Source organism: Streptomyces blattellae (assembly GCF_009709555.1).
In the GTDB taxonomy this organism is placed as follows: domain Bacteria; phylum Actinomycetota; class Actinomycetes; order Streptomycetales; family Streptomycetaceae; genus Streptomyces; species Streptomyces blattellae.
In genome coordinates this window covers 60,120-84,932 of the sequence record NZ_WJBG01000123.1, presented here as the reverse complement: position 1 = coordinate 84,932, position 24,813 = coordinate 60,120, and the positions used below count along the sequence as shown (strand labels likewise).

Annotated in this window: 23 protein-coding genes and 1 pseudogene; 6 read left to right on the top strand and 18 right to left on the bottom strand. The window is 65.2% G+C overall.

Annotation, left to right across the window (positions count from 1 at the left end):
* Positions 1–1,338: IS66 family transposase (tnpC, locus tag GFH49_RS11320; RefSeq protein WP_155055706.1), on the bottom strand; the 1,338-nt coding region annotated here is incomplete at its 3' end.
* 320 nt (positions 1,339–1,658) lie between these two features.
* Between tnpC and GFH49_RS11315 the strand changes: the two genes are divergently transcribed.
* Positions 1,659–2,147, top strand: coding sequence for a hypothetical protein (locus tag GFH49_RS11315; protein WP_155055705.1), 489 nt, complete (start codon positions 1,659–1,661; stop codon positions 2,145–2,147).
* A gap of 114 nt (positions 2,148–2,261) precedes the next feature.
* Here the strand turns inward: GFH49_RS11315 and tyrS are convergent, their stop codons facing one another.
* The 10 genes from tyrS to GFH49_RS11265 form a co-directional block, all read right to left on the bottom strand.
* Positions 2,262–3,665 carry a tyrosine--tRNA ligase gene (tyrS, locus tag GFH49_RS11310; RefSeq protein WP_155055704.1) on the bottom strand — a complete coding sequence of 468 codons (1,404 nt, stop codon included), beginning with the start codon at positions 3,663–3,665 and terminating at the stop codon, positions 2,262–2,264.
* 98 nt (positions 3,666–3,763) lie between these two features.
* Complete coding sequence (locus GFH49_RS11305; protein ID WP_196217939.1) at positions 3,764–4,675, bottom strand: glycosyltransferase family 2 protein; 912 nt, start codon at positions 4,673–4,675, stop codon at positions 3,764–3,766.
* A complete protein-coding gene (locus GFH49_RS11300) occupies positions 4,672–5,763 on the bottom strand; it encodes a hypothetical protein (RefSeq protein WP_230396242.1) in 1,092 nt (363 codons plus the stop codon). The genes GFH49_RS11305 and GFH49_RS11300 overlap by 4 nt, the downstream gene beginning before the upstream one ends.
* On the bottom strand, positions 5,760–6,470 hold the full coding sequence (locus GFH49_RS11295; RefSeq protein WP_155055702.1) for a methyltransferase domain-containing protein: 711 nt from the start codon (positions 6,468–6,470) through the stop codon (positions 5,760–5,762). Before GFH49_RS11295 ends, GFH49_RS11300 begins: the two co-directional genes overlap by 4 nt.
* A 14-nt stretch (positions 6,471–6,484) precedes the next feature.
* On the bottom strand, positions 6,485–7,501 hold the full coding sequence (locus GFH49_RS11290) for a nucleotidyl transferase family protein (protein WP_155055701.1): 1,017 nt from the start codon (positions 7,499–7,501) through the stop codon (positions 6,485–6,487).
* Positions 7,498–8,394, bottom strand: coding sequence for a radical SAM protein (locus tag GFH49_RS11285; RefSeq protein ID WP_196217938.1), 897 nt, complete (start codon positions 8,392–8,394; stop codon positions 7,498–7,500). The genes GFH49_RS11290 and GFH49_RS11285 overlap by 4 nt, the downstream gene beginning before the upstream one ends.
* Entirely contained in the window at positions 8,388–9,539 is a 1,152-nt protein-coding gene (locus GFH49_RS11280) for a hypothetical protein (RefSeq protein ID WP_196217937.1), read from the bottom strand. The genes GFH49_RS11285 and GFH49_RS11280 overlap by 7 nt, the downstream gene beginning before the upstream one ends.
* A gap of 17 nt (positions 9,540–9,556) precedes the next feature.
* Positions 9,557–10,492 (bottom strand): alcohol dehydrogenase catalytic domain-containing protein, encoded by a 936-nt coding sequence (locus tag GFH49_RS41810; RefSeq protein ID WP_521969486.1) that lies wholly within the window; start codon positions 10,490–10,492, stop codon positions 9,557–9,559.
* Between the two features lie 74 nt (positions 10,493–10,566).
* A complete protein-coding gene (locus GFH49_RS11270) occupies positions 10,567–11,244 on the bottom strand; it encodes an HAD family hydrolase (RefSeq protein ID WP_196217936.1) in 678 nt (225 codons plus the stop codon).
* Between the two features lie 310 nt (positions 11,245–11,554).
* Positions 11,555–11,752, bottom strand: coding sequence for a hypothetical protein (locus tag GFH49_RS11265; RefSeq protein WP_155055696.1), 198 nt, complete (start codon positions 11,750–11,752; stop codon positions 11,555–11,557).
* 211 nt (positions 11,753–11,963) lie between these two features.
* On the opposite strand from GFH49_RS11265, the gene GFH49_RS11260 reads away from it, so the two are divergent.
* The gene (locus GFH49_RS11260; RefSeq protein ID WP_155055695.1) at positions 11,964–13,004 is read left to right on the top strand and encodes an AAA family ATPase; all 1,041 of its coding nucleotides are present in this window, start codon (positions 11,964–11,966) and stop codon (positions 13,002–13,004) included.
* On the top strand, positions 13,001–13,549 hold the full coding sequence (locus GFH49_RS11255; protein WP_155055694.1) for a phosphotransferase-like protein: 549 nt from the start codon (positions 13,001–13,003) through the stop codon (positions 13,547–13,549). Before GFH49_RS11260 ends, GFH49_RS11255 begins: the two co-directional genes overlap by 4 nt.
* A 48-nt stretch (positions 13,550–13,597) precedes the next feature.
* Here the strand turns inward: GFH49_RS11255 and GFH49_RS11250 are convergent, their stop codons facing one another.
* The 5 genes and pseudogenes from GFH49_RS11250 to GFH49_RS40025 all read right to left on the bottom strand — a co-directional run.
* The gene (locus GFH49_RS11250; RefSeq protein ID WP_155055693.1) at positions 13,598–14,455 is read right to left on the bottom strand and encodes an NAD(P)-dependent oxidoreductase; all 858 of its coding nucleotides are present in this window, start codon (positions 14,453–14,455) and stop codon (positions 13,598–13,600) included.
* Positions 14,452–15,126, bottom strand: coding sequence for an HAD family hydrolase (locus GFH49_RS11245; protein WP_155055692.1), 675 nt, complete (start codon positions 15,124–15,126; stop codon positions 14,452–14,454). The genes GFH49_RS11250 and GFH49_RS11245 overlap by 4 nt, the downstream gene beginning before the upstream one ends.
* Before the next feature lie 277 nt (positions 15,127–15,403).
* On the bottom strand, positions 15,404–17,725 hold the full coding sequence (locus GFH49_RS11240) for a DEAD/DEAH box helicase (protein WP_196217935.1): 2,322 nt from the start codon (positions 17,723–17,725) through the stop codon (positions 15,404–15,406).
* Between the two features lie 55 nt (positions 17,726–17,780).
* Complete coding sequence (locus GFH49_RS11235; protein WP_155055691.1) at positions 17,781–19,742, bottom strand: site-specific DNA-methyltransferase; 1,962 nt, start codon at positions 19,740–19,742, stop codon at positions 17,781–17,783.
* A gap of 277 nt (positions 19,743–20,019) precedes the next feature.
* A pseudogene (locus GFH49_RS40025) lies at positions 20,020–20,427 on the bottom strand (pyridoxal phosphate-dependent aminotransferase family protein); the annotation flags it as partial.
* 47 nt (positions 20,428–20,474) lie between these two features.
* Between GFH49_RS40025 and GFH49_RS11230 the strand changes: the two are divergent.
* The 3 genes from GFH49_RS11230 (at position 20,475) to GFH49_RS11220 (ending at position 23,360) form a co-directional block, all read left to right on the top strand.
* Positions 20,475–20,726: an RNaseH domain-containing protein gene (locus GFH49_RS11230; RefSeq protein WP_196217934.1), complete on the top strand. Its 252-nt coding sequence runs from the start codon at positions 20,475–20,477 to the stop codon at positions 20,724–20,726.
* A 593-nt stretch (positions 20,727–21,319) separates the two neighbouring features.
* Positions 21,320–23,029 carry a choice-of-anchor P domain-containing protein gene (locus tag GFH49_RS11225; RefSeq protein WP_155055690.1) on the top strand — a complete coding sequence of 570 codons (1,710 nt, stop codon included), beginning with the start codon at positions 21,320–21,322 and terminating at the stop codon, positions 23,027–23,029.
* Positions 23,022–23,360, top strand: a complete 339-nt coding sequence (locus GFH49_RS11220; protein ID WP_155055689.1) for a hypothetical protein — start codon at positions 23,022–23,024, stop codon at positions 23,358–23,360. Before GFH49_RS11225 ends, GFH49_RS11220 begins: the two co-directional genes overlap by 8 nt.
* Positions 23,361–23,461: 101 nt before the next feature.
* On the opposite strand, the gene GFH49_RS11215 is transcribed toward GFH49_RS11220, so the two are convergent.
* On the bottom strand, positions 23,462–24,454 hold the full coding sequence (locus tag GFH49_RS11215) for a DUF1648 domain-containing protein (RefSeq protein ID WP_268867480.1): 993 nt from the start codon (positions 24,452–24,454) through the stop codon (positions 23,462–23,464).
* The gene (locus GFH49_RS11210) at positions 24,451–24,798 is read right to left on the bottom strand and encodes a GntR family transcriptional regulator (RefSeq protein WP_155055688.1); all 348 of its coding nucleotides are present in this window, start codon (positions 24,796–24,798) and stop codon (positions 24,451–24,453) included. Before GFH49_RS11210 ends, GFH49_RS11215 begins: the two co-directional genes overlap by 4 nt.
* Between the last annotated feature and the right edge of the window lie 15 nt (positions 24,799–24,813).

The window sequence follows — 24,813 nt, the reverse complement described above, 5'->3', positions numbered from 1 at the left end:
CGCCCCGGTCAGTCCGCGCCAGCACCCGCTGACCTTCATCTTGACCTTGATATCCCGCAGGGCCTGTTCGGATGCGTTGTTGGTCCAGGCGAGCCCGGGGGTGAAGTCCCAGGTGAAGCGGAGGACTTGTTGGGCCCTGTCGACGAGGCGCTCGGCGAGTTGGCGGGCCTTGGGCTTCTTCCCGCTGCTGTGCGGGTTGACGCTGATCCCGCACCGGGCGGCGTTCAGGAACTCCTTCTCGATCCGGGCGTGTTCGCTCTCGTGCAGCGTGGTGTGCCTGGCGGCGTGGGCCTGCTCGACCGTCTTCCCGGCCTCGCGCAGGATCCGCTGGGCGGCCCTCGCCCAGGCCGCGTGCTCCTCGTCGGGCGCGTTGTCGATGACGCCCTGAAGGTCGCGCAGCAGGTGCGCGCAGCACAGCTGCACCCCCGCCAGGTGGGCGTCGTACTTGTGGTAACCGACGTAGTCGTCCCGGATGAGCACGCCACCGTAGCCGGGCAGGATTCCGAAGCCGTCCAGCGCGGCGTGGCCGCGATTGTCCGCGGCCCCGTACCAGGTCAGGCCGGTGGAGCGGACGGTATAGGCGTAGCCGCGCTCGCCCGCCAGACTGATCGGGGACTCGTCCGCGCCCAGTACCTCCGAGGCGCGCAGGGCCTGCTTCAGCTCCGCTTCGAACCGGTCGAGCGGCGCGTCCAGCCTCGACAGGCAGCGGTCGACGAACCCGGTAGAGACCTCGACGTCCAGCAGTCCGGCAATGAGCTTAGCGGTGCGCTCGGTGCTGATCTGCCCCTCCGCGGCCAGCAGCGTCACGAAGGCCCGCAGGTTCGGCCCGTAGCAGGTCGGACCACTGATCCCCGGGGGCGCGTCCGCACAGGTCACCACCCCGCACCGGCAGCGGCGCCGGACCAGGCGCACCTCGGTGACGCACCGCTCGATCAGCGGGATGTCGAAGACCTGGACCGCCCGGAATCCCTCCTGCGCCGCACCGGACAACGGGCTGTTGCAGCCGGCGCATTCGGCCGGCTCGACCCGCTCCACACGGTCGGGGTCCGCAACCGGCTGCAACGAGCGGCCCGCGCGCCCTGGCTGTCCACCCGGCTTACGGTCCTTCGACCGCTCACGCTGCGACCGCGTCGCCTTCTTCTCCAGCCCGTCCGACGACGGCGGCTTGCTGCTGTTGGTGGAGTCCATCCCCAGCCGACGCTTCAACTCCGCGTTCTCCGCCCGCAGCCCAGCGACCTCGGTCTTCAGCTCGGTGATCTCGGCTCGCAGCTCATCGATCACACGGGCCTGCACAGCGACCAGCGCGGCAAGCTCCTCGTACGACGGCCCCTGCGACACGACCAGAAACCTACAAGATCGTCAGATCGCAGAGATCACCGGGCCCCACCGCAGGTCAGCACCACCCGTGAATGGACACAGTTAAGCCCCTCCTCCCGCCAGCTGGGTTCGTTGTCAAACGCCTCGATTGGATGACAAAGGAAAGAACTCATCCGCTGTCATCCAAACGAGACGGTTCTAGCGAACTCAGTCGTTTCGACTTACTCGCCATGGCGGTGGCGGATGCTGCCGGCCCACTTCAGGCCGACGACTTGGGCGCCGATACCTCGAAGGTGACGAGCGACCAATGCCTTGAGTTCACCTGTCCACACTGGTGCAGCATGAGCAAGACCCCCGAGGATCACTTCGGCGCGAACGGCCTTGACGTGACGCGGGTGCTACATATGGGGCCTATGGCGGGCCCCACCCTGCCCCACCACGGCTTGATGACGCGCAACGTCGGGTTCGACATGAACCTCTATGCGTACTCGCTGCCCAATGGTGATCCAGGTCGTCCCTTCGTTCGGTTCGCGGATGGCGACGATACGGAGGCCGACTACTTCGATACACACAGCGTGAAGACGTTGCGGGAGTTCATGGACACCCTCGTCACCTCCCTGGCTGGGTTGGCCAATTTCACACGCGAGATCCAGGTGTGGGACCGGGCGGCGAACCCTACGGAGCTGGCTTGGGATGCAGCCGCCCGGCGTCATCGGCCGTGCCAGGGAAATTCGGTTCGAGGAGAGCAGTGTGCTCTGTGCGATCCATCTGGAGCCTCGCCTGCTCAGTTGCAGTGGCTGAAGCTAATGGGCTCCGTCACGACCTCCTGACAGTACTGCGGAGCGCTGCGTTGCAGCTGTTGTCCAAGCTGGGGCATCACGGGCGCTCCGAAGCGGGCAACAGAACGGCGCCAGCCCATTGTGGGCCGACGCCATGTCTCGATCTCAGGCGTCGATGCGGGCGACCTTGCGGCCTACCTTGAGGTACAGCTCGGCACCTTCGAGGGCCCCGATCTCGCTGACGACTTCGCCGAGCGTCTGCTGGACGGCTGCCTCCATGAGCGGCGTCGGCTGCTGCTCTCCGTTCGACTCACGGATCAGCCGAAGGCCCTTCTGCTGAGCCACCCGGCGCACGGCGGAGATGCTGGAAGCGAAGTCCAGCGTGCGGCTGACCAGCGCCCCGAGGGTCTCCTCGGAGTGATCCTTCAGAGAGACCACGGGGAGGTTCTGCGTATCCCCGAAGGAGCGCTTCGAGAAGCGCGCCGTGAACTCCGCCCGCGCGGCGGCAGCGGCGTCCAGGCCATGGAGGGCAGCCACCACCTCGCCAGCGAGGATGCGCTTGACCGCCATCGGGTGTGCGGATCCCTCCTCCAGGCGCTTGGTGACCGCCCGGATCTCATCGTCCGTCCACTCGGTGAGCAGCTGGAGGTACGACTCGGTGAGGTGGTCGGGGATGGACATCAGTCGGCCGTAGACGTCGTCAGGCGACGCCGTCAGGCCCACGTAGTTGCCCTTGCTCTTGCTCATCTTGGTGCCGGTGCCGTCGGTGCCCTCGATGAGCGGGGTGGTGATGACGACCTCGGGGGCCTGGTCCGAGATCTCCATGACCTTGCGGCACATCTGGAGGTTCAGCAGCTGGTCCACACCGCCAAGTTCGACATCGGCGTCGATGGCCACCGAGTCCCACGCCATGACGACGGAGTAGACGAACTCGGCGACCGACAGCCCGTGGCCCTCGGCGAGCCGGGTGCGGAAGTCATCGCGCTGGAGCGACATGGAGACCGGCACCCGGGCGAGGACCCCGACGAGCTCCGGCAGGGTGACCTTGTTCAGCCACTCGCCGTTGAAGCGCAGACTGGCGCGCTCGAAGTCGATGAACGGTGTGACCTGCTGCTGGTAGCCGCCCAGGTTGCGGGCGATGTCCTCGTCGGTGAGGGGCGGTCGCTCCGAGGAGCGTCCCGACGGGTCACCGATCTTGGCTGTGACGTCGCCGATGATGAAGACGACGTGGTGGCCCATCCGCTGGAACCGGCTGGCGATGATGATCGGCACCGCGTGGCCGAGGTGAACGTCGGGCGAGGTCGGGTCGATGCCGTACTTGACGACGAACGGACGTCCCGCCGCCTGCGCGGCTTCGATCTTCTCGGCGAGCACGCTTGCCGACGGGATCAGATGATTCGCGCGCCCCTCGACCAGGGCGGCCTGCTCCTGGGGGGAGAGGTCGGAGAGGTCGAGCGAGCGCCTTGCTGTTGTCTCGCCGAGCAGCTGCGCGACCGTATAGTCCGCACCCAGGTCCGCCCCATCGAGGATGTGCATGACACGGGTGACGGACTCACTCAAACGGCTCATGGCGCTTATACGCTCCTGGGTCGGACAACTGGCCTGACCAGTAAGGGATTGGAAGCGGCGATTTTATCACCGTCGCCCCCGACACATCGTCGGAATGATCACGAATGAGCCTGCCGTTCCTGGTTCGCTGTCAGCCGCACCAGTGGCCGTCCCGCGATCGTGCTGGAGAGGGACTTGAGCCACGGTGCTATCGGGTCATGTGCGCGGAGCGTGCCGATGAGCATGCCCGGAATCAGGAGCATTGCGGAGACACGCTCCTTTCGTTGCATGGCGGATTCCACTCTGTGACCGGAAGCGAGTGCCCGAAAATGCCAGGAGATCCTTCTGAGCTGGCGGCTACTCGTCCATGCCGGAGGAATTTCGTACATCGAGCGGAGCCGATCCGACAGCGCGATGCATACGTCAGCCCGATAGTCCTGTGACGCGCCGGGCGTACTCCGGTCGGTCATGCTGCGGGGGTGGACCCGATAGAAGGTCAACGGGTCCCGGAGTACAACGCCTCGACCGGCCTCACGCAACGCGTGGAAGAAGATCTCGTTGCTCGCCGGCAGGAGGCTGAGACCGGCATCACGGTGGACTACCAGGGTGCTCGTGTTTCCGCCCGGATGTGGTTCCTCCAGCATTGGATTCCCGTCGGAGTCGACCACATTTTCCCAGTGCTCGATGAACAGCGACTCTCCTGTCATGGCCTCAGCGCATGTACGCAACTTCGACGGGTGGAACCAGTCGTCGGCGTCGAGCGGAGCCACCCAGTCGCCGGTACTGAGGAGAAATGCGTCGGTCAGGGTTTGACCGAAACCCTGCTGGCTTCTCCGAATGACCTTGACATCGCCTTCGCGGCGCAGGCACACCTCCTCGGTTTCGTCGCTGGAGCCGTCATCGATGACGATGACTTCGTGAAGGGCGAAGTTTCCGGGCTCCTGTTCCAGGCAGCTCTTTATGGCCCGGTCGAGATATCGGCCGTAGTTGTGGCAAAGGATCACGCACGAAATACGTGGAGGCGCGCTCACTGGTCGCCACCGTACACGCGGGCGTATTGGCTGAGGATCGTTCGGTGCTCCTCAGCCCTGTAGTCGAGGAACTCGGGTTCAAGGCGGCGGGGCCTGGAGCTGAGCCTCGCTGCAGCGTTCTCCAGCGCGGTCAGGAACTTCTCTCCGAAGAGATTGGGGTGCCCCTGCGACCAGTCGAACCATTCGGGTTCTTCGACGAATCCCTTGTGCCGCTCGTACTGCTCGGACAGGTGACCGGTGAGGGAGCAGACCGGTAGGAGGTTCAGGTCGAAGGCCAGTTCCAGTTGCCCGGAGTGACTGCCCCAGAGGTACGGCAGCAGCAGTGCGTCCGAGGCCAGACCAGCTCTGACCACTTCCTCGTCCGTGGGGTACGGGCGCATGGTGAGGCGGATACGGGGGTCGTGCCGGGCCGTCTCCAGGAGCAGTGGACCGCGGCCCCCGTCGGCGAAGTCGGCGGGGCTGAACGCGCGCAGGAGGACGTGAAGGTTGCTGAGGGGATCCGTGATCCCCAAGCTCCAGTTGGCCATGGTGGACAGCTGGTCCCGGCTGGCCCGTGAGGCCCCGAACATGAGGTACTGGGCTGCCGAGTTGCTCGGAGTGCGCTCCCGGCCGGCCAGCGACTCCGGGGACGCGACGTACCCGTGAGGAATGATCGCCGCCTGGGGACGCCCGCCGAGAATCTCGGCGAGCGTTGTGACAGAGCCTTCGGTGAGGCAGACCCAGCTGACCTCGGCGGAGTGGAGCATGCGCAGCCGCGCGGTGAAGTCCTCGGCGTTGCCGACCATGGGGCGTGTGTCGTGGGCGGTGAAGACCACGTTGACTCCGTGGTTCAGGCATTCGTCGAGCAGGCGATCCAGGGTGGTGAGGTCCTCAAAGTCGATGTGGTGCAGGTGCAGGACGTCGAGCCATGTGAGTGGGCCGTGGTCGAGGAGCCAGGCGGCGTTGACGGCCGCCGGCACCGTGTCGCCGCTGGGGATCTCGGTCCCGTTCAGGATGTGGAAGTCACGGCTCTGCAGCTTCCACGCGTACGGGGTTCGAGCCGGTAGGTGGACGACACGCATGCCCTCGGGTCGGGGAACCGCTGTCACCGCTGTTCCTCCTCCGCCGCTCCCAGGCCGACGAGGAGCAGTTGGGTGGACAGGCCGTTGGAGGCGTCGTCGCTTCGGGTGAGCCCGGCGTAGTGGATCTCGAATCCGGACGCCCGCAGCAGTGCCTGGAACTCGTCGCTCGCCCATTCCCGCACGTGGCTGGGGTTACGAGGCGGCCCGGGAGCGTCGTAACCGCTGCGGCACTCGCGGGCCGGCGTGGACAGTACGGCGGCGGCGCTGCCTTCCAGGAGGAGACTGCAGATGAGGGACAGGGCCGGCATCGGATTCACCAGGTGCTCGATCACGTCGGAGCAGACCACGACGGACCGGCGCACGAGGGATGGGTCGATGGGCAGCCGCTCGGCGGACTCAAGGTCGACGTCGATCCACTCCCCGAAGGGGTGGTTGTCGCGGCACCAGATGAGGTTGTCCCCGAAGTCCACGCCGATGTAGGTCCAGGCCGGGTACTCGTCGGCCAGCGTCGCCAGTTTGCCCGCGCGTCCGCAGCCGATGTCGATCACGACATCGCGGTCGAGTTCCTTGGCCTGGGCGGCGGTGTACGGGTAGACGTCGGGCTGCCAGGTGACGGTGTCGTCCGTCTCGTCGGGGAAGTACTCCACGTGGTCCCGGCCTCGGTAGCCGCTCCTGATGAAGTAGGACTCGGGGCCGCCGACGGGCTGGTGGGAGGTCGTGATGTTCGTGTGCACGAGAGGCTCCTTGGTTACTTCGGCCAGTGGGAGAACAGCGAGATCAGCCGCTCGACCAGCTGCTCGCGCACGGTGAGCCATTCGGGGCCTCCGTCGCGGCGCGCGGCCGAGGCCCGGTCGTACTCCCGACCGTCGACCTCGGGCAGACACGCGTACATCTGGAGCAGCGCCGAGCCGTCGTCGGTGGGCGCCGTGTCGGTGTCCGCCTGGAGCAGGGCCCGGATGTCCTCGGCGTACATGGAGGCGTCGATCCCGGAGCCGGGGATGCTCTTGCTCATCTTCGGGAGGCCGCCGAGGCCCGGGATCATCTTGGTGTAGATGCCGGACAGCTGGCTCGCGGGCAGCCCCCAGCGTTCCGCACCGCGCCGGGCGAGGGCTACGTACTTGTGCTCGTCGACCCCGAGGGAGACCAGGACATGACGTCCTTCGCGGAGGAGGTGGACGAAGTCCGCGGCCATGAGCAGGGTGGCCTGCTTCATGCCGTAGTTGAGGTGGTCGAAGACTCCGTGGTTGCGGTAGAGGCCGGCGAGGTCCTCCTCTGCCCAGTGGAAGTCCTCGTCGCCCAGGTGGCGCGACAGCAGGAACGCGGTGGCCAGGACGTCGGTCTCGCCCTCCTGCCTGCGCAGCACACCGCGCGTGGCGTCGAACCCGAGGCCCAGGACGAACTCCTCGTACTGGTCGGCGAGTTTCCGCACGGAGTCCAGGGGCGTGCGGCGGGCGTTGTAGGAGTCGAGATCGCCCAGGACGATCTGGACGTCGAGGCCGCACTGCTGCAGTTTGATCGCGCGCAGCAGTTGGAAGAGGGTGCCGGCGTGAGGCGGGCCCCCGAGCCCGACCCCGGTGGTGACGATGGCGGGCTGCCCGTCCGCGACCGCCTCTGCGAACCCGCGCGCGCCCGTGTGACACACCCACTTCGTGCGCAGGTCGTCGGGGCTCATCCCCGCGAGGGCGAAGTCGATGGCGCCGAGTCCCAGGCGCTCGTAGCTGTGCTGGTCGATGACGTTCTCGTAGTACGCCGCGTCGAACTTCATGCGATTCCTTCCATCTGCGTCTGCTCACGGAGGGCGAAAGCCCGGCGGACCAGCGGCTCGAAGCCGTCAACCAGGAGATCGCCCAGCACCTCGTTGCGAGGAGCAGCGACGCTGCCGAGATCTGCGGTGACCGTTCCGTCGGCGAGGACCCAGACACGGAACGGGTACTGGTCCTCCGGGGCACGCGTGGGCTGGGCGTAGATCTCCACCCCCTCGACCATGTCGCGCACGTCATCCACGGCCCGTACGAAGTCGTCCCGCTCGAAGCCGTAGATCTCCGCCTTGCGCGTGTTCGCGCGGCCGATGGGGCGGTACTGGGAGATCAGCCAGTATTCGACGTCGGTCTGCTGGGCTACCCCGGCGATGAGCTGGGCGAGGCGGGGCAGATCTTTCACGGAGCCGGCCGTTGTGAAGGTGTTGAAGGCGAGCCGTCGCTGGTCGGCGGTGAGGAACTCGACGTTGGACAGGAACCGTTCGAAGTAGCCCTGTCCGCGGAACCAGTTGGCCGTCTCGGCGTTCGGGCCGTCGACTGCCAGGGAGTAGATGGTCACGTGGTCACGGAGACCGGCATAACGCTCGCTCAGGAGCAGGCCGTTGGTGTGGAGGTTGGTCTCGAAGCCGACTTCGGTGGCGTGCTGGAGAGCGATCTCCAAGTGGTTGTCGTACGGCATCACTGGGTCCCCGCCGGTGAAGACGCACCTGTGGGCCTCGGACTCGGAACGGACCTGGTCGATGACACGGCGGACCGTGTCCGCGTCGGTACTGACCCGGTTGCGCTCGCGGTAGCAGAAGCGGCACACGCCCGGTGAGGTCTTGGTCGGTGCCAGGTCCCAGGCATTGCAGTCGGTGTTGAGGACCAGGTGGACGATCGCGAGCTCGTCGTGCGTCAGCACGCTGCCTCCTCCTTGACGCCGGGGCTGATCAGAAGGGCCGTGGGGGATACGGGTCGCAGGAGCGAGTTGAGCTGGTGCGGGGCGCCGCCCGTGAGCCGTACGAACTGCTGGAGCGTGTCCAGACCCGTGCCCGCGTCGATGATGGTGAGGGCCTTGTCGATGCCGGACTGGATGGTGGGGGCCACCTCGGACATCACCATGAGCAGAGCGGCGTTGAGAGCGACCGCGTTCCGCGCTTCACTGGTGTCTCGGCCTGCCAGTACGCGTATCGCGGCGGCGACGTTCTCGTGCGGGTCCTCGTGCTGTGTGACGGACGACAGGTCCTGGGTCATCGAGGTCGCTCCCTTGCGTACCTCGTCGTTGAACGCCAGGTCCTCGTCGCCGGCGTTGATGCGACAGGCTCGGACCGTGCTGCCGGGGATGAGTTCGTCGACCTGGACGGCCTGGCCGACGCTGGAGTTGATGACCGCCACGTCCGGCAGACCGAGCCGGGAGAGCAGCCGAGCGGAGGCGCCGACGGTGGGGTGTGAGAGGCCATACACATAGGCGGAGCAGCTGACGGGGCTGAGGAGGGCGGGGAACGCCAGGCTGAGGGCGTGTATGGCCTGGAACCTGCCTCCGTAGCGGCGATCGAACTCGGGTACGCGGTTCTCGATGGAGAAGAACCCGAAGCCGGTCTCCGCCGTGATGTCGACCATCTCCGGGTGCGGGACCGTGTCGCTCGTCGCCCCCACGAGGTCGATGAAGTCGCGGGACCCGGTCTTCGATGACGCACTGCGCGAGCCAAGCTTCGCGATGTGCGCTCCCCCGGTGGCCGCCACCAGTGCGGCGGCTGTACTGAGGTTGATCGTCTTGAAGGTTTTCTTCCCGCTGCCCGTGTAGCCGACGAACCGCATGCCCTCCGGCGGCTGATGGAAGTCCCAGCCACTTCGGTCCAAGGCCGTCGCGGCCTGGACCGCAGCCTCGACTTCTTCCAGCCGCGGCCCCCGCAGGAGCAGTCCCGTCAGGACACTCCCCAGCATCACGTCGCGCGTGTGGCCCTCCGGTAAGGCGAGGATGCGCGTGATTCCTTCGTGGACGTCCTGGGGCGGGATGTCGGCTGGTGAATTGATCTTGTGGGCGAGCAATGGCGTTGTGACCACCACGGTGTGGACTCCTTCCATCACGTGTCGGATGTGAGCAGGACCTTGAAGGGGCGATGGCGAGCTTCGTTATTCAGGGCCGCCAGTCCCTGCGGCAGCTCGCTGAGGGGGAATCGGTCTCGCGTCATCAGGGCGGCCCAGTCGCCGCCCTTGGCGATGACATCGATGGCGTCTCGGAAGTCGTCGTGGCCATCTGCGCGGCAATACGAGAAGGAGCCGCGCAGGGTGATCGAGCGACGGAAGACGTCCCGCAGAGGAACCGAGAGAACGACGCGGGGCGCATAGGCGTTCTGGACGAGGACCGTTCCGCCGTCACGGACAGCCTTCAGCGCCTGCCGTATAGGGGCGTCGCTCTGGCCGGACGCGGCGTCCACGACGGCGTCGCACGCCGGAAGCTCGGCAGTGTGAAGAGTGATGTGCCCGTAGAGGACGTACCGGAGTTGATGCGACCGGGAGGGTTCCCTGACCAGCATGTGGACGTCCCACCCCGCCTCTGCCGCGCAGATGGCCGTGCACACCGCAAGGACGCCGCCCCCGATTATGCCGAGCCGCCCCAGAGGCACCCGTAGCCCGCAGCGGACTCCGTGCTGGGCCACCGCCATCGGATCAGCGAGGACTCCGTGCGCAGGATCGTGAAGATGGGGAAGCGGAATGACGCTGCCGCGGGGCACCCTCACACGGTCGGCGAGACCTCCGGGGAGATCCCACCCGATGCGCTGGAGTCGTGGGCAGAGGTGGACATGGCCACGGTCGCAGTAGTGGCACGAGCGACAGGAGACCATCGGGTCGACTGCGACCCAGCCTCCCGTCTCCGTGTCGACGCCGACGATCTCGTGCCCGGGGTACCACGGTTCCGGCAATCGTCCCTGCCACGGGTGATTGAGCTTGGCGACGTCGCTTCCGCACAATCCCGTGTAGCGCGTCTCGATGATCGTCGTATCGCGCGCCGGGGGCATGCTGACGGACACGCTGGCCGGAGCGGGGTGCTGGCAGAGGACGCCGTTCTCAACCGCCCACGCGAACGGGCCGCTCATCGCTTCCCCCAGCTGTCCAGCAGGGAGGGCAGAGCTTCGACACTGGGTATCGCCCTGCCGGACCAGGCGGTCTCACCGAACACGAGGCTGCCGGGCCCGCCGCGACGTTCCACGCGCACCGCACGCATCCCGGCACGCTCCGCGCCGGCCAGCTCGTCACCGCCGCCATCGCCGCAGTAGAGGGCCTGATGCGGAGCCGCGTCGAGTTCGTGGAGGACCGTCTGGAAGAGCAGACGGTCGGGCTTCACCGCGCCCGTCCTGCAGCTGAAGACGACGGCGTCGAAGTGCGGCGCGAGCTCGCTGCGACTCCACGCTTCGGCTATGTCCGGGGACGCATCGCTAAGGACGGCCAGCCTGGCGCCACCGCGCTGAAGCCGCTCCAGAGCCCGCAGGAGAGTGGCATCGGCCCCAAGGCGGACAGCGGCGAGCTGGGCCAGGAGCATCTCCAGCTCCCCCACGCAGGCCGGAATCGCTTTGCAGCGGGTGACGAGATGAGCCGCAACCTCGGTAGTGGACGTCAGCTGCCCGTCGTGCCTCGCCTGCCAGCTGTCGGACAGCGCCGCCTCGGCGACCGAAAGGGATACGCCCAGGATTTCTGCGAACTGGGCGGCGGCAGCTCGCCGTTCGACCGCGGTCGGGGCTGCGACGAGCGTGCCGAAGAGATCGAGTATCACCGCGACCGGGCGCGGAGCCGGAGCAGCGGAACTCGGCTGGAATGAAGGGCCAAGCAGTACATCGCCCACTGGGTGTGTGGCGGTCGGGGGCAGCGTCGTCGACAAGAGGGTGGTAGTCGGCTGATAGCACATGGTGAGGGCTCCATCAGTAGATCGGTGATCTCGTGCAGAACCGGACTCTTCGGTCGGCTGAACTACGACCCGACGCCGCCTTCCCGGGCATGCGATGGACGGATAAGAAGGGCCTGGCTGCCACCAGGTCCAGGAGGCCGTGGTGGGCAGACGGGGCCCGGTGACGCTGGCGCCGCGCTCACAGCCTCAGCCCCGACAGCAGGCCGGCGACCGACGCCGTCACGTCCTTCACGAACGGGCCGACGCTGTCGGTCCCGGCGAGGTACAAACCGAAGACCACGCACACCGCGGCGTGCCCCGCTTTGAGCCCACCTCCTCGGCACAAGAAGGCGATCACGATGCCGAGGATCAGCAGGACAGCAACATCGACGGCCACCGCAGTACCCCCTCCGATCCCGGACGATTACTGGAGACCGAGGCGGGCGTGGGACGACCGCGTCGGTGTGACCATGACAGCGGTCCGGAGGTGTGCGGAGTATCACGAGCTGTTGCCGAAGCTGCTCATCAGCGGTTCATGGTTGGTAGGTCTGACTTTTCAACATCCGCTTACACACGCGCTCATGAGAGGCTGACCTAGGCTCCGGATCATGACCAGGGATGGGCAGGCGGTAGGCGCGGTGGGGAAGAGTCGCCCGGGTTGGCGCCCGGACAGGTTGAGGCAGCAACGCGAAGCCCACGGCCTGACGCTCGAAGGCGCGGGCGAGCAACTGCGCGAGGTGGCCCGGGCGGCGGGGCTCGCGGTGCCGGCCGCCAACTTTCAGACGCTGTGGCAGCACGAGCAGGGTGAGATCTATCCCGGACCGCACTACCGTCGTGCGTACTGTCTGCTGTACCGCGCGACCGAGCCCGAGCTCGGCTTCCGCAACCCTCTGCCCGACGAGGCCACCAAGCTCAAGTTCACCGCGTCGAGCGAGCCGCACAATGGAGCCCATGTCCTCGCCGTGGAGCGCGCGTTGCTCCAGCTCGCGCCCGGCACGGAGGACTCTGATGGGCAGGGCATGCAGCAGCGCATCCTTGACGCCTGGAAGCGCCGCCACACAGGGGGCGACCCGAACAAGCCGACCCTGATGATGGTCGGCGGCTACGCGGGCAGCGGGAAGTCGGAGTTCGCCCGCTTCATATCCCAGCTCACCGGCTGGCCTGTGCTCGACAAGGACCCGATCACACGCCCCCTTGTTGAGCGCCTCCTCGTAGAGATGGGCAGCGAGCCCAACGACCGGCACACCGACCTCTACCGGGAGAAGGTCCGCCCGCTGGAGTACCAGTGCCTCCTGGAGACCGCGTACGCGAACATCGACTGCGCGATTAGCACCGTACTCAGCGCGCCCTTCATCGCCGAGGCCACTGATCCTCGTTGGATGCGGCGTCTGATCAACCGCTGTGAAGCGCGTGGCGTCACTGTGGCCGTCGTCTGGATTCAGTGCGACGTCGACACGATGCATGAGTACATCAGCTTCCGGTCCGCCGCCCGGGACAGCTGGAAACTCCAGAACTGGGATACCTACGCCGCCGGAATCGATCTTGAACTGCGGCCCGTCGTGCCGCACTTGGTCGTCGACAACCGGCTCGGCGCCGCGATCTCGCTCACGGACCAGGTGCGCCAGGTCTTCGGGACGGTGTTCCAGTGAGGCAGGGCATCTTGCTCTACGGGCCGCCGGCGGCAGGCAAGGACACGGTCACGGCGGCACTCACCGAACTCGATGCGCGGTACGTGCCGTTCACTCGGCTGAAGATCGGGACCGGCAAGACCCAGGGCTACCGAATGGGCACACCAGAGCAACTGGCCGCCCTGGAGGCATGCGGGGACGTCATCTACCGCAACGACAGATACGGCAACGTCTACGTCGTCGATCGCCCCGGCCTCGGCCAGGCCATGGAGGGCGGCAGGACCCCCGTCGTCCACCTCGGTCAGATGGTGGGGATGGAGCAGGTACCCACCCTCTTCCCGGCGCAGTGGGTGCGCGTTCTGCTGTGGTGCTCCAAGGAGACCACCGCCCAACGATCACCGCAGCGAGGGGACACCGACACGGCAGCACGGCTGGCCGCGTGGGACGCCACTCAAGCCGATCTTGCGGCTCATCCGCAGGCTCAGTGGGAGCTGCGCGTGGACACGGAAGCGACGGCACCCCATGAAGCCGCAGAGAGGATCGATGCGATCGTTCGCGCATCGTAACCTCGCTCCTGACGGCCAGGACGTTATCGACGCGGCGGACGCGACCACTCAACTCGGATTATGCAGGTCCCCTTGTGCCCGCAGGGTTTCCAGCGCGCCGGCGATGTCTAGGCGCTCGTCTCGGTTGTCGTCCCACCGCGCGAGCGTCGCGGCAGCGGCATGCATGAGAGAGTCCGGAAGCCCGGCGTCGGCGAGCAAGGCCGCCGCGTCCTCAAGTTCTGGGCCCCAACGCCAGGCTCGTGCAGCAGTCTTGGGGATGTAGTCGGTCTCAACGAGGTAGCTGCCGGTGCGCTTGGCTGCGATCGCCAGCAGTTCGTCCGCGACACCGTACGTTTCGGCTGCCCCGTACGCCAGGGCGGCCAGCACGCGGGAGACCTTCTGGTAGCTGGAGTACGCGAGCTTGAGCGCGGAGGCTTTGCCGATGCTGTCACCCAGGACGTGGGGCCGCACATCGGTGCCGGCGAATAGCTCGGCGATCCGGTCAGCTTGCTTGCCGGGGCCGGACAGATAGAGCGTCGAGGATTTGCCGCCCACCGGAGGCGATCCGACCACGGCAGCATCGATAACCGGCATCGGGGCCAGCTGGTCGGCGATGTGCTGAACGCGCGACGGCGACACGGCGTTCGCTTCGACGTAGGTCGTGCCCGCGCTGGCCATGCCAAGTGCGGCTACCCGAGCGGCGGTCTCCTCCGCTGCGGCGGGAGGGCACAGGGAGAGCAGCACGTCGGAACGAGAGATCAGCTCGGGCAGTGGCTCAGGTTCGAGGCCCGCCCGCTCAGCCCTGCGGCGGGTTGTGTCGCTGCGTCCGTCGGGGCACCACAGCACGATGTGGCCGCGAGCACGCAGCTGGGCGCCGAAGGCGGATCCCATACTGCCAGGGTGCAGCAGCCCGACGGTGTCAGTCATGCCGTGGTCCTCTTGTGGCTGGCGGAGTACCGAAGCAGTAGGTCGATGGCAGCGCGTGCATGCGGCACCGTGTGGTCCGGCCTGGGATCGTCCGGTGGCCAGGAGCGGTCGTTGCCGATCCATATGGTGTACAGCCCCGCTGAGCGTCCGCCAGCGATGTCATTGACCGGGTTGTCACCGACCATCCAGCCGTCATCGCCCAGCACGGTGCCGCAGCGGGCCGCTGCCAGGACGAAGTGCCTCGTCTGCGGTTTGCGCGCATCGGCCTCCTCGGAGACGAAGACGCCGTCCACCCGCTCGGAGATACCGGTGGCACGCAGCTTGGCGCGCTGGATGTCCACCGCGCCGTTGGTGGCAACCCCCACTCGCCAACCGGCCGCGCGCAGCTCGATCAAGCCATCGAGGACCTCGGCCGGGCACGAGACCAAGGCTGCGATGTCCGCGCAGTACGCGCGCCACAACACGTCAGTCGACATGGGCAGCCGGTACGAGGAGCGGATCGCATCGAAGGTGGATGGATAGGCCCGCTCGGCTACCATGCCTAGGACGTATGCGTGCTCCCCGTCCCCCAGGCCGTGCCTGGCGGTGAACTCGGCAGCCCAGTCGGCGAGCGTTCCCCGCCGGTCCACGAGTGTGTCGTCGAGATCGAAGAGAACCAGGAGGCGCTGCACATCCCGCACCCTAACCTGGCTTTCACGAGGGCGGTCGTCGAAGGTTGATGCCTCGGCCCAGTAGCCGGGGAAGTTCCGGTGGGCCGGCGCACTCCGACCTGCACCAACTCCGCCGGCGGTACCAACAGCCCCTCCCTACGAGCCGCACCGCCCCGACCGGAGGCATGGAACAGGGCGCCCACCCGACGCGAAAGCCGGGCCACAGACCTGCCCGTGATCAGCCCAGACGACCGAAACGGCCCGCCAGGAATCCGACGGACCGTCACGGAAGATCGAGCTAGTATTCACGAACCAGGGCCTTCTCAACTGCATCAGCAGCAGTCTCGGCGTGAAACACCCTCAAGGTCCCGTCTTGCTTCAATCCCCACACTGTGAAACCTTCGCTATCGACCTGCGTCGTCTCGTTCGTGAACTTTCCAGGCGATACAAATCTCACCAGTAGGCGACCTGGCATGTTTCGTACACCACGGATAGAAAACAGCTTCCGCCCCGTTTTGTCGGCAAGAAGATGAGGGCCTGTAGTATCCAGGGCAAAAACATCATCCCCGGACCAAACCAAGAAGTCCGGATAGAATGTTCGGGTCTTCCCCATTGTGATCAGAGGGATCCCATACCCACTCCGACTTGGATTTCGACACCAGGGCAAGCCATACTTATCTAGCGCTTTAGCAAATGGGATCTCCAAACTCGCATTCAAGTCACTATATCCGGCGTGCAGAGCATGTTCGAAAGTTACCAGCGACTCCGGCCGGACGAAGATAGGGCCAACCTCATGGGGATTCGGCCGCTGCTGCTTGAGTACTACGTTTTCCACGTAAGCATCCACGACGTCGGCAGCCACGCGCATAACGTGCGCGTAAGCCGACGAGCCGAACCCGATTAGTGCATCGAACTTCGGTTCATGCGTTGGCGCGACCCCAAGTGCACCCTGGAAACGTCGACCCACCTCACGGCAGAAGATCCATCGCGCCGAAACCTGATTCGTGTGTTCAAAGTCTTCCCAGACCAGCTCCGGAGAACCATCCGCCGAAATTCCCACCGCACGTTGTACAATACTGCGCCCTCCACTGGCGCGGGTATTTGTTCCGTCGTCCTTCCGGTAGTCGGTCAACAAGTCGGTCAGCTTTCGAACAGGCTCTGCGGCATATGAAGCATCACGAGCTGTCTTGAATACTGCCTTTACTTCCTTGGGCGGAAGCAGTTCTGGCTTCGGCGTAGTCGGAGAGGCTGCAACGAGACGTACCTCCGGAGCTTCAGTTTCAAGTTTGCCAGCAACAGCCGACAGGATTTCACTGAAGACATTGCGCCTATCAACCCGCACATAGAAATGGGCGGTGTTCAGTCGCTCGTATGGATAGTGTTGCGCACCAGGTTGACGCAGAAGCCTACCAATCACCTGTTCTATCGCAACATTGGATTCCATGCTTTTGTCTACGTACGCAAAATAACACCTGGGATCATCCCATCCTTCTTGTAGGCTGAGATTGAAGATCACATGCTCATAGTCTCCCTCGGTAAAGTTGACGTAATCCTTGTCCCCTCCCGAAAAGAGGTTGAAGTCCGAGGGAGGGGGAAAGTTGCGATCGAACTTCAGCGAGCAATAGACGGCAATCTTGCTTGGATCAACCCCGCAGGTTTCAACAAGGTAGCGCCAAATTAGGATAGGAGGGGCCTCACGCGACGAGAACGGCCGCTTAGGGTCGTCCGTTCGGGATGCGTCACCCTCGACGATGTTCGTCTTACAGACGTAGATGGCCTTAGGTGCCTCCAACTCCAGCAGCTTCGCCTGTTCGCTAGCATCCTTCATGTCGGCAAGCATGGCAGAGACAGTCTCTTCCATCGGCGCCTCATAACCTGCAAGAAGAACACTGCTTTTGATGAGACCGGCCTCTACAACCGCCGAAGGATCAACGGGTGTAATCAGGTCGCCGTCCGTCCATCCCTCTTTCTTCAGGTCTTTAATCTCATCTGAAAGACGAGCGGGAAGGCGCATAGTCGCACTGGCGACCAGGAAAGCATCGGGTTGCAGTTCAAGCAGCAGACTCGTTTGCTGGTCTGACAGGTTATGACCCTCATCGTAGACAACGATAAGAGGACGTCGAACCCCGTCGGAGGTAGCTCGCAGCTTTAGGAGGTCCCACGTGCTAGCCTCGGCAGTATCGATGTCACAGCGGAAAATGACACGATCGCCACGCTCCTTATCACGCTGGTTGAAAGTGCCCACAGTGGCGAAGTAGAGAAGCGGTTTTGTGGCTTCGCGCACGGTGTCCAGGTCATAGTCAGCAAGAGTCGCAACGGTAGTATCACCCAACAGATGGTGATACTTTCCGCCCGGCGACAAATTCGCGAGCGACTGCTCAACAACCACACGGCCCATGCTCAGCCACAGCACAACAGGAGCCATCGGCAGGGTAGCCGCCATGCCAGCAACCGCGTCTGCCAATATCACCGTCTTACCGGAAGCCGTTATCGACGCCAGGGCCTGGAAGAACGGAACGACCCGGGTCGACGTCGCCTTTCCTCGCATGGGTGGGTCGACATAATACCTAGCAAATCTCTCAGAAATCAGTGCCGACGCTTCCTGCTGGAAGTCCTTCAACTCAAGCATTTTCCGCCCCCAGTAAGCCTTTTTGTACCTAAGTTTGCCATTTCAATCACTCTTCGCTGAACGGTTCTCCACGGAGGTCCAAACCAAAGTCCCTGAGAATCCGATCCGGTATCTGATAGAAGATCACATCATCAGTTTGGAACAGGAAGAGTCGAGCATAGACATGGTAGATCGGCTTTAGGTTCGCATCCGTAGCCTCTGCGACTATGTCCTCGTATACGTCTTCCGTAAGGTTCGTATTCTCGTTGGGGCCGTCCCAGACGAGGAAGAACCCTTCATCGTCGGCGTTGCGAGCCACAAGGTACCGGTACTTGGCTGGTGCCTCGTAGCTAAGGCCAGGTCCACGTCGACGGTTCGAATCAAAGTGAGAGGCGATGACGGTGTCGGTCATCTCGCCACGTTCCATGCTCAGCAGAGCGGCCGCATCAACTTTGCGGTCGAGCGCAGCAAAACGGAATCCGCCAGGCTGTGGGTCCACTGTCTGGCTACGCCATTTTCCGCTAATCACACGCTTCAGCCTGTCGGCCAACAGCGATCGTGCATAACTGTCTCCTCTATCCGGCCGCCCTTGCTCTATCAGAGTGAAGCGACGCTCCGAACCGGTCTCGGCGTTGAGGCGTAGCACTGCGTGCCCGGTAGTTCCTGAACCGGCAAAGGGATCCAGCACAATCCCATCGGGGGGACACCACAGATTGATCACTTTTTCTATTAGCTTCAGTGGCTTTACCGTATCGAACCCATGATGGGGACCTACTATCGCATCGAGTTCACCTATCCCCGTTTGGCTATGACCTGACTCCGTGTGAGCCCATGATGTCGTACCGAGCACTATGGGCTGCGTGTAATCTTCATCAGCCCAGAATGTCGTCGGCACTCGCCCCTGCTTGACGTCTTCAAGGTAGCTCTTCAGAGCAGGTCTGCCAGTGCCCTTCTGGCCGAAGAAAAGCTGCGGCCAATGGCCGGCCTCAAGCCTTTTCCGTGCTGCAGCGGATGCTTTTCCCAAGGGTGTCTTCAGGACGATTCCCATGACCGGGGGAACGTCGGACGGTGCAATACCGATAATCTTTGCACGTTCAACAGCATCATCAAGGTCACGGAGTTCGTAATCCGCACCCCACTGTGTAATCCAGGTCAGCAACTGCCGCTGCGCCGTACGCCAGCAACTTCCAGCCTGCGGGTAATGCAATTCTCCAGTGAAGGGAGACTGAATTGCGTAGACCATGGTCTGATTTTTGGCAGCCTTTGATCCGGACGCATCCTTTGGTTTCCAGATACGAGGATCCCCGTCTGGAGAACGGTAGCGTGCGTCCATCTCTGGGGTCCGCGGGAGCAGGGCTGTAGTAGCCCGGGCTTCATCCTTGGCGTAAACGAGGATGTACTCAGTGGCGGCGCTTACATGGTTTTTATCATTACGAGGCGCATAAGACTTCTGCCAATTGATGATCGCCAGGCGATTCTGCTCCATGAACAGCTCATCCAGCATCTGCCCGAGCCGGAACAATTCCCGATAGTCAATACAGACGGCAATAACCCCGCCAGGTTTTAGCATCGACTTCATCATCTGCAGGCGCGGCCACATGAATTTCATCCATTTTGTGTGGCGCGCGCCGTCGTCTGATGCAACGTACTCACCGAGACCTGGATCGTTGGGGTCGTCATCCCAACGATCGTTGTATCTGAAATCGCGGCCGGTGTTGTATGGCGGATCAGCAATTATCAGGTCGACTTGCCCGCGGTCTTTGTACAGTGTGGCCAGTGACTGAAGGTTATCGCCCTCTATCACCAAGTTATGCGCACGCTCGGGTTCAGAGCCGGCACCGTACGACTTAAGCTCACGCAAGGTCCGCGGACGGACCCTGCGCCCGGTCTTGCGAGCGTTACTCTTGCCCGGGAAGCTGATCCGGATCCCGGCCTCCTGCTGTGCTTCGATGAGCTCGATGAGCTCGGCACGTGTCAACTCGGCCAGTGTTGGGCTGTCTACGGGCAAGGATGTCTCTGGGTGGCTCATGGTCGGCAAGCTTAGGTGGGACAACTGACAACTGACTATGGCATCTTGATGGAGCGACAGATGTTGTTCTTCAGGTGTCTGGTTGCGCTCGCGACGGTGCATAGCCGGATGCCCGATCTGACCAGCGTGTTTGCGTCCACTGATGACCAGTCATCGCAGTTTGCCCGTCGTTGCGGGTCGAAGACGTCTGCGCAACTGATGCTGGTAGTCGTTGGGGCCCCGGCCCCGAGACGGCAGCCACAGCCAGTAGTTCGGGACTGGAGGGGGCGTGAGTTCGGGACGTCAGGCTTTCCAGGCGGCTGGTGGTCTCGTGGAGAACGTCGTCCCTTTCGCAGAGTGTGAAGCGGACCTGACTGCGGCCAGCGTCCGGGTCGTCGTAGAAGACGGCGCGGCAGAGGGCGAAGCACCCTTCTCGCCGAAGGAGGTGATGTCGGTGGTACTGATCCGATCTCGAACCCAGCCGTGCGGAGGCCGTCGCCCAGCAGGTCGCGCTTGCGGCGGAGGTCAGTGCCGAAGCTGTCGAAGTACGCGTCCGGAAGGCGTAGGGCTTCGGCGATCGCGTACTGGAGGGGCCCCGCGCTGGCGCACGTCAGGTACTACTTGGCGGTCCAGCCGACGGAGACAAGCGGGCCGTCCGCTACGACCCACCAACCTTCCACCCGGTGAAGAAGAGCTCGCCGATGCTACGCGAGGGCAACCGGCGAGGACTTCCACGCCCTGCCCTACAACCCAATGAATAAGGATCTCCATGCCACCAGCCGCATCAAGATCGCCGTCCCCAGCCCGGGCGGCTGGAAGCCCGGCGACATCATGGCCTTCATCGCTCGCCAGTGCGACCAAGCCATCGCATGGGACCACCGCACTCTGCGCCTGGCCCCGCTCCACCCCGCCTACAGGCACGACCAGAACCACCCCGACTTCCGAAGCCACGACCCGGGCGACGGGGAGGCCCAAGGCGACGAGGAAGGGGACGATCTCCTGTAGGCATCGACCTTGCGCATCGTGTGCTACGGACGTGGCCCTGCTCCTCCCGGCCACGCGTCTCCCCGCTGTTGCTTGCGAGACCCCTCCGCCACCAGAACCGTCCCGGGGAACACACGCACGCGTGCCACACCGTGACGCCTCCTCAGACCCCGATCCCCGTACGCCGACACAGCGCCAACAACACCGACGGCAAGGAAGCGCCCGCACAAACGCCTCGGCACACGACTTGAGAGCCGCAGGCCACAACCCCGCTCTGCCCTTGACAGGCCCGGCCCTCATGGGTGCACAGATACCACCCACAGCAGGTGGCCAACATAGTCGAACCTCATTCAGGAGCAAGCGGTCATCAAGCAAAGCGTCGTCAGCAGACTGCGCCGACGTGGTCGATTAGGGATTCTGCGGTGAATGAAGGGCCTGATCACTGGCCTCCAAGCACACGTAACGGCTGACCGTGCGCTGACCGACTCGCCGTCACGTGGCAAAGGTTTGTCATGTCCCTTACCTGACGGCAGGGTGGGTATCCCCGTGGCGGTCCGGACGTCGCGGGGGTGCCGGGCCGTCACCGGGCGGCCGGTCACAAGGAGGGGGATTCCGTGCCGGTCCTTCAGGGTCACCCGCGCACGCCCACGCGTGCCCCGGCGTACAGCCGGGCCCGCCGACGTCTGTCATCCGCCGTACTCGCCCTGCTCCTGGGCCTGCTGGGTGCCCTCGTCGCACCCGCCACCGCAACCGCCGACCCCGGCGATCCGAATCCGCACGTGATCGACTGGACCGTCGTCGACACCTTCCGGGGCACGGCGGGCAACGACATCCCGCTACGTGAAGGGCAGACTGACTGCAAGAGCCCCGAGTGCAACCCGCCCGTGGACGGCTTCGGCAGGCGTCACATCCTGGAACACGGTGTGGTGCCCGACCACGAGGACATCCAGGAGACCGTCGGTACCGAGGGCTTCTGTGTACCCGCCCCGGACAACCGGGTGATCTGCACCAACACGGACGCCAGCCTCGTCGTCGTGTACGTCACCCACAACGACCCACGCTCGGGCGACGGCAGGCCGTTCGGGATCATCACCGCCTACTACTTCCTGCCCTGCTTCCAGGCTGCAGACTGTCCCGGTCCCGAGCAGCCTCACAAGGTGGACACCGCCCTCACCTACACCGGTGCCGACAGCGCGGTGAACGGATCACCGGTCAACCTTTCGGCGAAGCTCACCAACAACTTCGGGACGCCGGTGGGCGGCCGTGCCGTGCAGTTCGCCCTGGGGACCGGGGCCGCACAGCAGACGTGCACCGTCACCACCACGGCATCGGGCACGGCGGCCTGCACCATCGGCTCGGTCGACCAGCCGCAAGGAACATCGAACGCGGTACCTGTTGCCGTCACCTTCGGCGGCGATGACGACTACAACCCGTCCGGCACGTCCGCAGAACTGAGCCTGACCTCACCGACGAAACTCAACTACACCGGCGTGACGCACCTCGCCAACGGCACTCCAGCCCAACTGGCCGCCAGACTGACCGACTTCCGCGGAGACGCGGTGGCCGGGCGCATTGTGCGCTTCGCCCTCGGCGCCGGGGACCACGAGCAGACGTGCACGGGGACGACGAGCGACACGGGCACCGCTACCTGCACCGTCGCGTCGGTGGACCAGCCGCTGACCGACTCCGCCACCGTCCCGCTGCGCGCGTCCTTCGCCGGTGACGCCGGCTACCTGGCCTCCGACACCTCCGCGCAGCTGAAGCTCCAGTACGCGACGGGCCGCGCCTACGGCATCTCGGCGCACGTCGACCTCATCGGCGTACCGCTGCTGGAGATCGATCCGCAACCCGACACCGGAACTGTCCGCACGGCGGACGCGACCGCGACCGACACCCCGTGCTCGGCCGAGTACACCTCACTCCTGCTGTCCGTGCAGAAGCTGTGCCCCAAGGTCACCACGACACTGGCTCCCGGCAAGGTCACGGCGACCTCGACCGTGGCGCAGGCACGCATCGGGCTGCCCAGTGTGCCCCTCATCGAGGTGTCCGGGCTCACCGCGACCTCCAGCAGCGAGTGCGGCAAGGCCATGGGCAGCACCACACTCACCCTGAAGATCGCGGGAGTTCCAGTTACCGTGGCGGGTGATCCAAACACGGAGATCCCGCTCGTCGGAGGTGGCCGGCTCATCGTGAACGAACAACTGCCCTCGACCGGCGCCGACACCGGCCTCAAGGTCAACGGCATCCACCTCGTGCTTCCCGCCGACGGCGGCGAGGTCGTCCTGGCCTCGACGGACAGCGCGATGCACAACTGCGGTGACTGACGCCCCCGCTGGCTGGGGCGGGCCGCAGGAATACACGGACGCATTCCTGCGGCCCGCCCGCCGAGCTGTCCAGGACCTCTGCGAACGACGGGGTGGCGAACTGGAGTCACTCACCTGCGAAGTCGTACGCGGCGCTGCGGGCGAGGTGGTCGTCGCCGCCACGACAGTGATGCTCTTCCGCGGTCGCCGCTGCGTCTTCCGCCGCGGGATCTGGCCGCCGAGCCACCCCGCCGCCACCCGAGCCGCCATCTACGCGTCCGTCCTGGAAGAGCGGCTGATGACACGCGTGGTCCCACAGCTCGGCGACGACGCGTCGCCCGTCGACCTCTGAGGCGTGCGCTGCCGAGCGTCGGCTCAACGCGCAGCTCGTACGGCGACCGGCAGGCGCGGGTATGGGTCGCGTCCCGTGAGGGGCGGCACATCGATGCCTACTCACCCCACTGACCGTTGAGCCCTCAAAGAGTTCAGGAGAGCGGCTCCGCGTTCAGCGTCGTCCACGCTGACGGCGAATTCCTTGTCATTGGTGGCTCGAATCACCAGGCACTCCCCGCTGCGCAGCATGACGGTGGTGCCCAGCCCGCTCAGCCGGTATCCCCAGCCGCCGACCTGTGCGGGCGTACGCATCTCGACGCGAGCAGAGTCGATGTTCTCGGCCGACCAGCGCCGGGTTGGCCAACCCAGCGGCCCGAAGGCCACTTCCAGCCCCTTCTCACTGACCCGTGCCTGCACGGACGCACAGCCGAGCACCAGGACGGATGCGAGAGCGAAGGGCCCGGCCAGCAGTGCGGCCTCGGCGCCCATCAAGTCCCCCACCGCCGCCGCGACGGCTGCCACCGCCACCACACCGGTTACCGCGGCTGTGGCATGAAGCCAGGGAACGGACGTGCGGGAAAGCCACACAAAACGCTGTCCCTCAGGGATCTCCATCGTCGGGCCCTCCGGCGTCGGCGGCCCCGCGGCCGACCCCCTGCGGCCGGCCAGCAGTGCGACCCCGCCCACGACAACGGCCACAGCGAGGGTCACCATGACCCACGCCGTTACCGAGTCCGCTTGGCGCCAGTCCGTGTGGTCCAGATTCGCCCGTACGACAGCCGCCTGTCCGCCGAGGAGCGTCACGCCTCCGAAGCCCAGCGTTGCGCCCACCCACCCGCGTGTTGCGCCGTTCGCGCTGCCACGAGCCCGCCACAGCGCCAGGGCGACGACCGTCGCCATCACGGCCCAGATCAGCGCAGGGAAGAGCGAGGCGACCCACAGAGGCATCGAACTGTCGGGCTTCCCAGAGCCGGCGTCCCAGTGCGTCGCCAGCCGGTCCGGCAGCCGACTGCTGGCAGCCAGCGGCATCACCATCAGCAGTACCAGGACCCCTAAGGCCCAGCCGGTGGCACCCCACGCCGCAGTGATCCTGCGCCCTGCACTGTCGGTCACTGAATCCCCCTGATCATGTCGATGAGATCGTTCTTGCTGTATCCAAGGCGCGCTGCGTCGACCACGACACCGCGAACGCGATCCAGCAGCGCCGAACGCTCGGCCGCGCCGTCCGTCACCGTCACGCCTCTGCCACGCCGGAACTCCAGTACCCCTTCGTCGCGCAGCGCCCGGAGACCGCGCAGCACCGTGTTGACGTTCACCTCCAGCGCCTGGGAGAGGTCCCGCGCCGGGGGAAGCCGGTCACCTGGCGCGCACTCCCCTTCGGCGATGGCGCGTCGGATCGCACCGGCCACCTGTTCATGGAGGGGGCGGTTGTCCGCAGTGTTCAGCCTTAGCAACATGGTGCTAATGAATAT

Coding starts and splice junctions, on each gene's coding strand:
- GFH49_RS11315 (WP_155055705.1), top strand. CDS start 1,659: ATGAGCAAGACCCCCGAGGATCACTTCGGCGCGAACGGCCTTGACGTG.
- tyrS (WP_155055704.1), bottom strand. CDS start 3,665: ATGAGCCGTTTGAGTGAGTCCGTCACCCGTGTCATGCACATCCTCGAT.
- GFH49_RS11290 (WP_155055701.1), bottom strand. CDS start 7,501: ATGAAGTTCGACGCGGCGTACTACGAGAACGTCATCGACCAGCACAGC.
- GFH49_RS41810 (WP_521969486.1), bottom strand. CDS start 10,492: ATGCCCCCGGCGCGCGATACGACGATCATCGAGACGCGCTACACGGGA.
- GFH49_RS11260 (WP_155055695.1), top strand. CDS start 11,964: ATGACCAGGGATGGGCAGGCGGTAGGCGCGGTGGGGAAGAGTCGCCCG.
- GFH49_RS11250 (WP_155055693.1), bottom strand. CDS start 14,455: ATGACTGACACCGTCGGGCTGCTGCACCCTGGCAGTATGGGATCCGCC.
- GFH49_RS11235 (WP_155055691.1), bottom strand. CDS start 19,742: ATGAGCCACCCAGAGACATCCTTGCCCGTAGACAGCCCAACACTGGCC.
- GFH49_RS11230 (WP_196217934.1), top strand. CDS start 20,475: ATGAATAAGGATCTCCATGCCACCAGCCGCATCAAGATCGCCGTCCCC.
- GFH49_RS11210 (WP_155055688.1), bottom strand. CDS start 24,798: ATGTTGCTAAGGCTGAACACTGCGGACAACCGCCCCCTCCATGAACAG.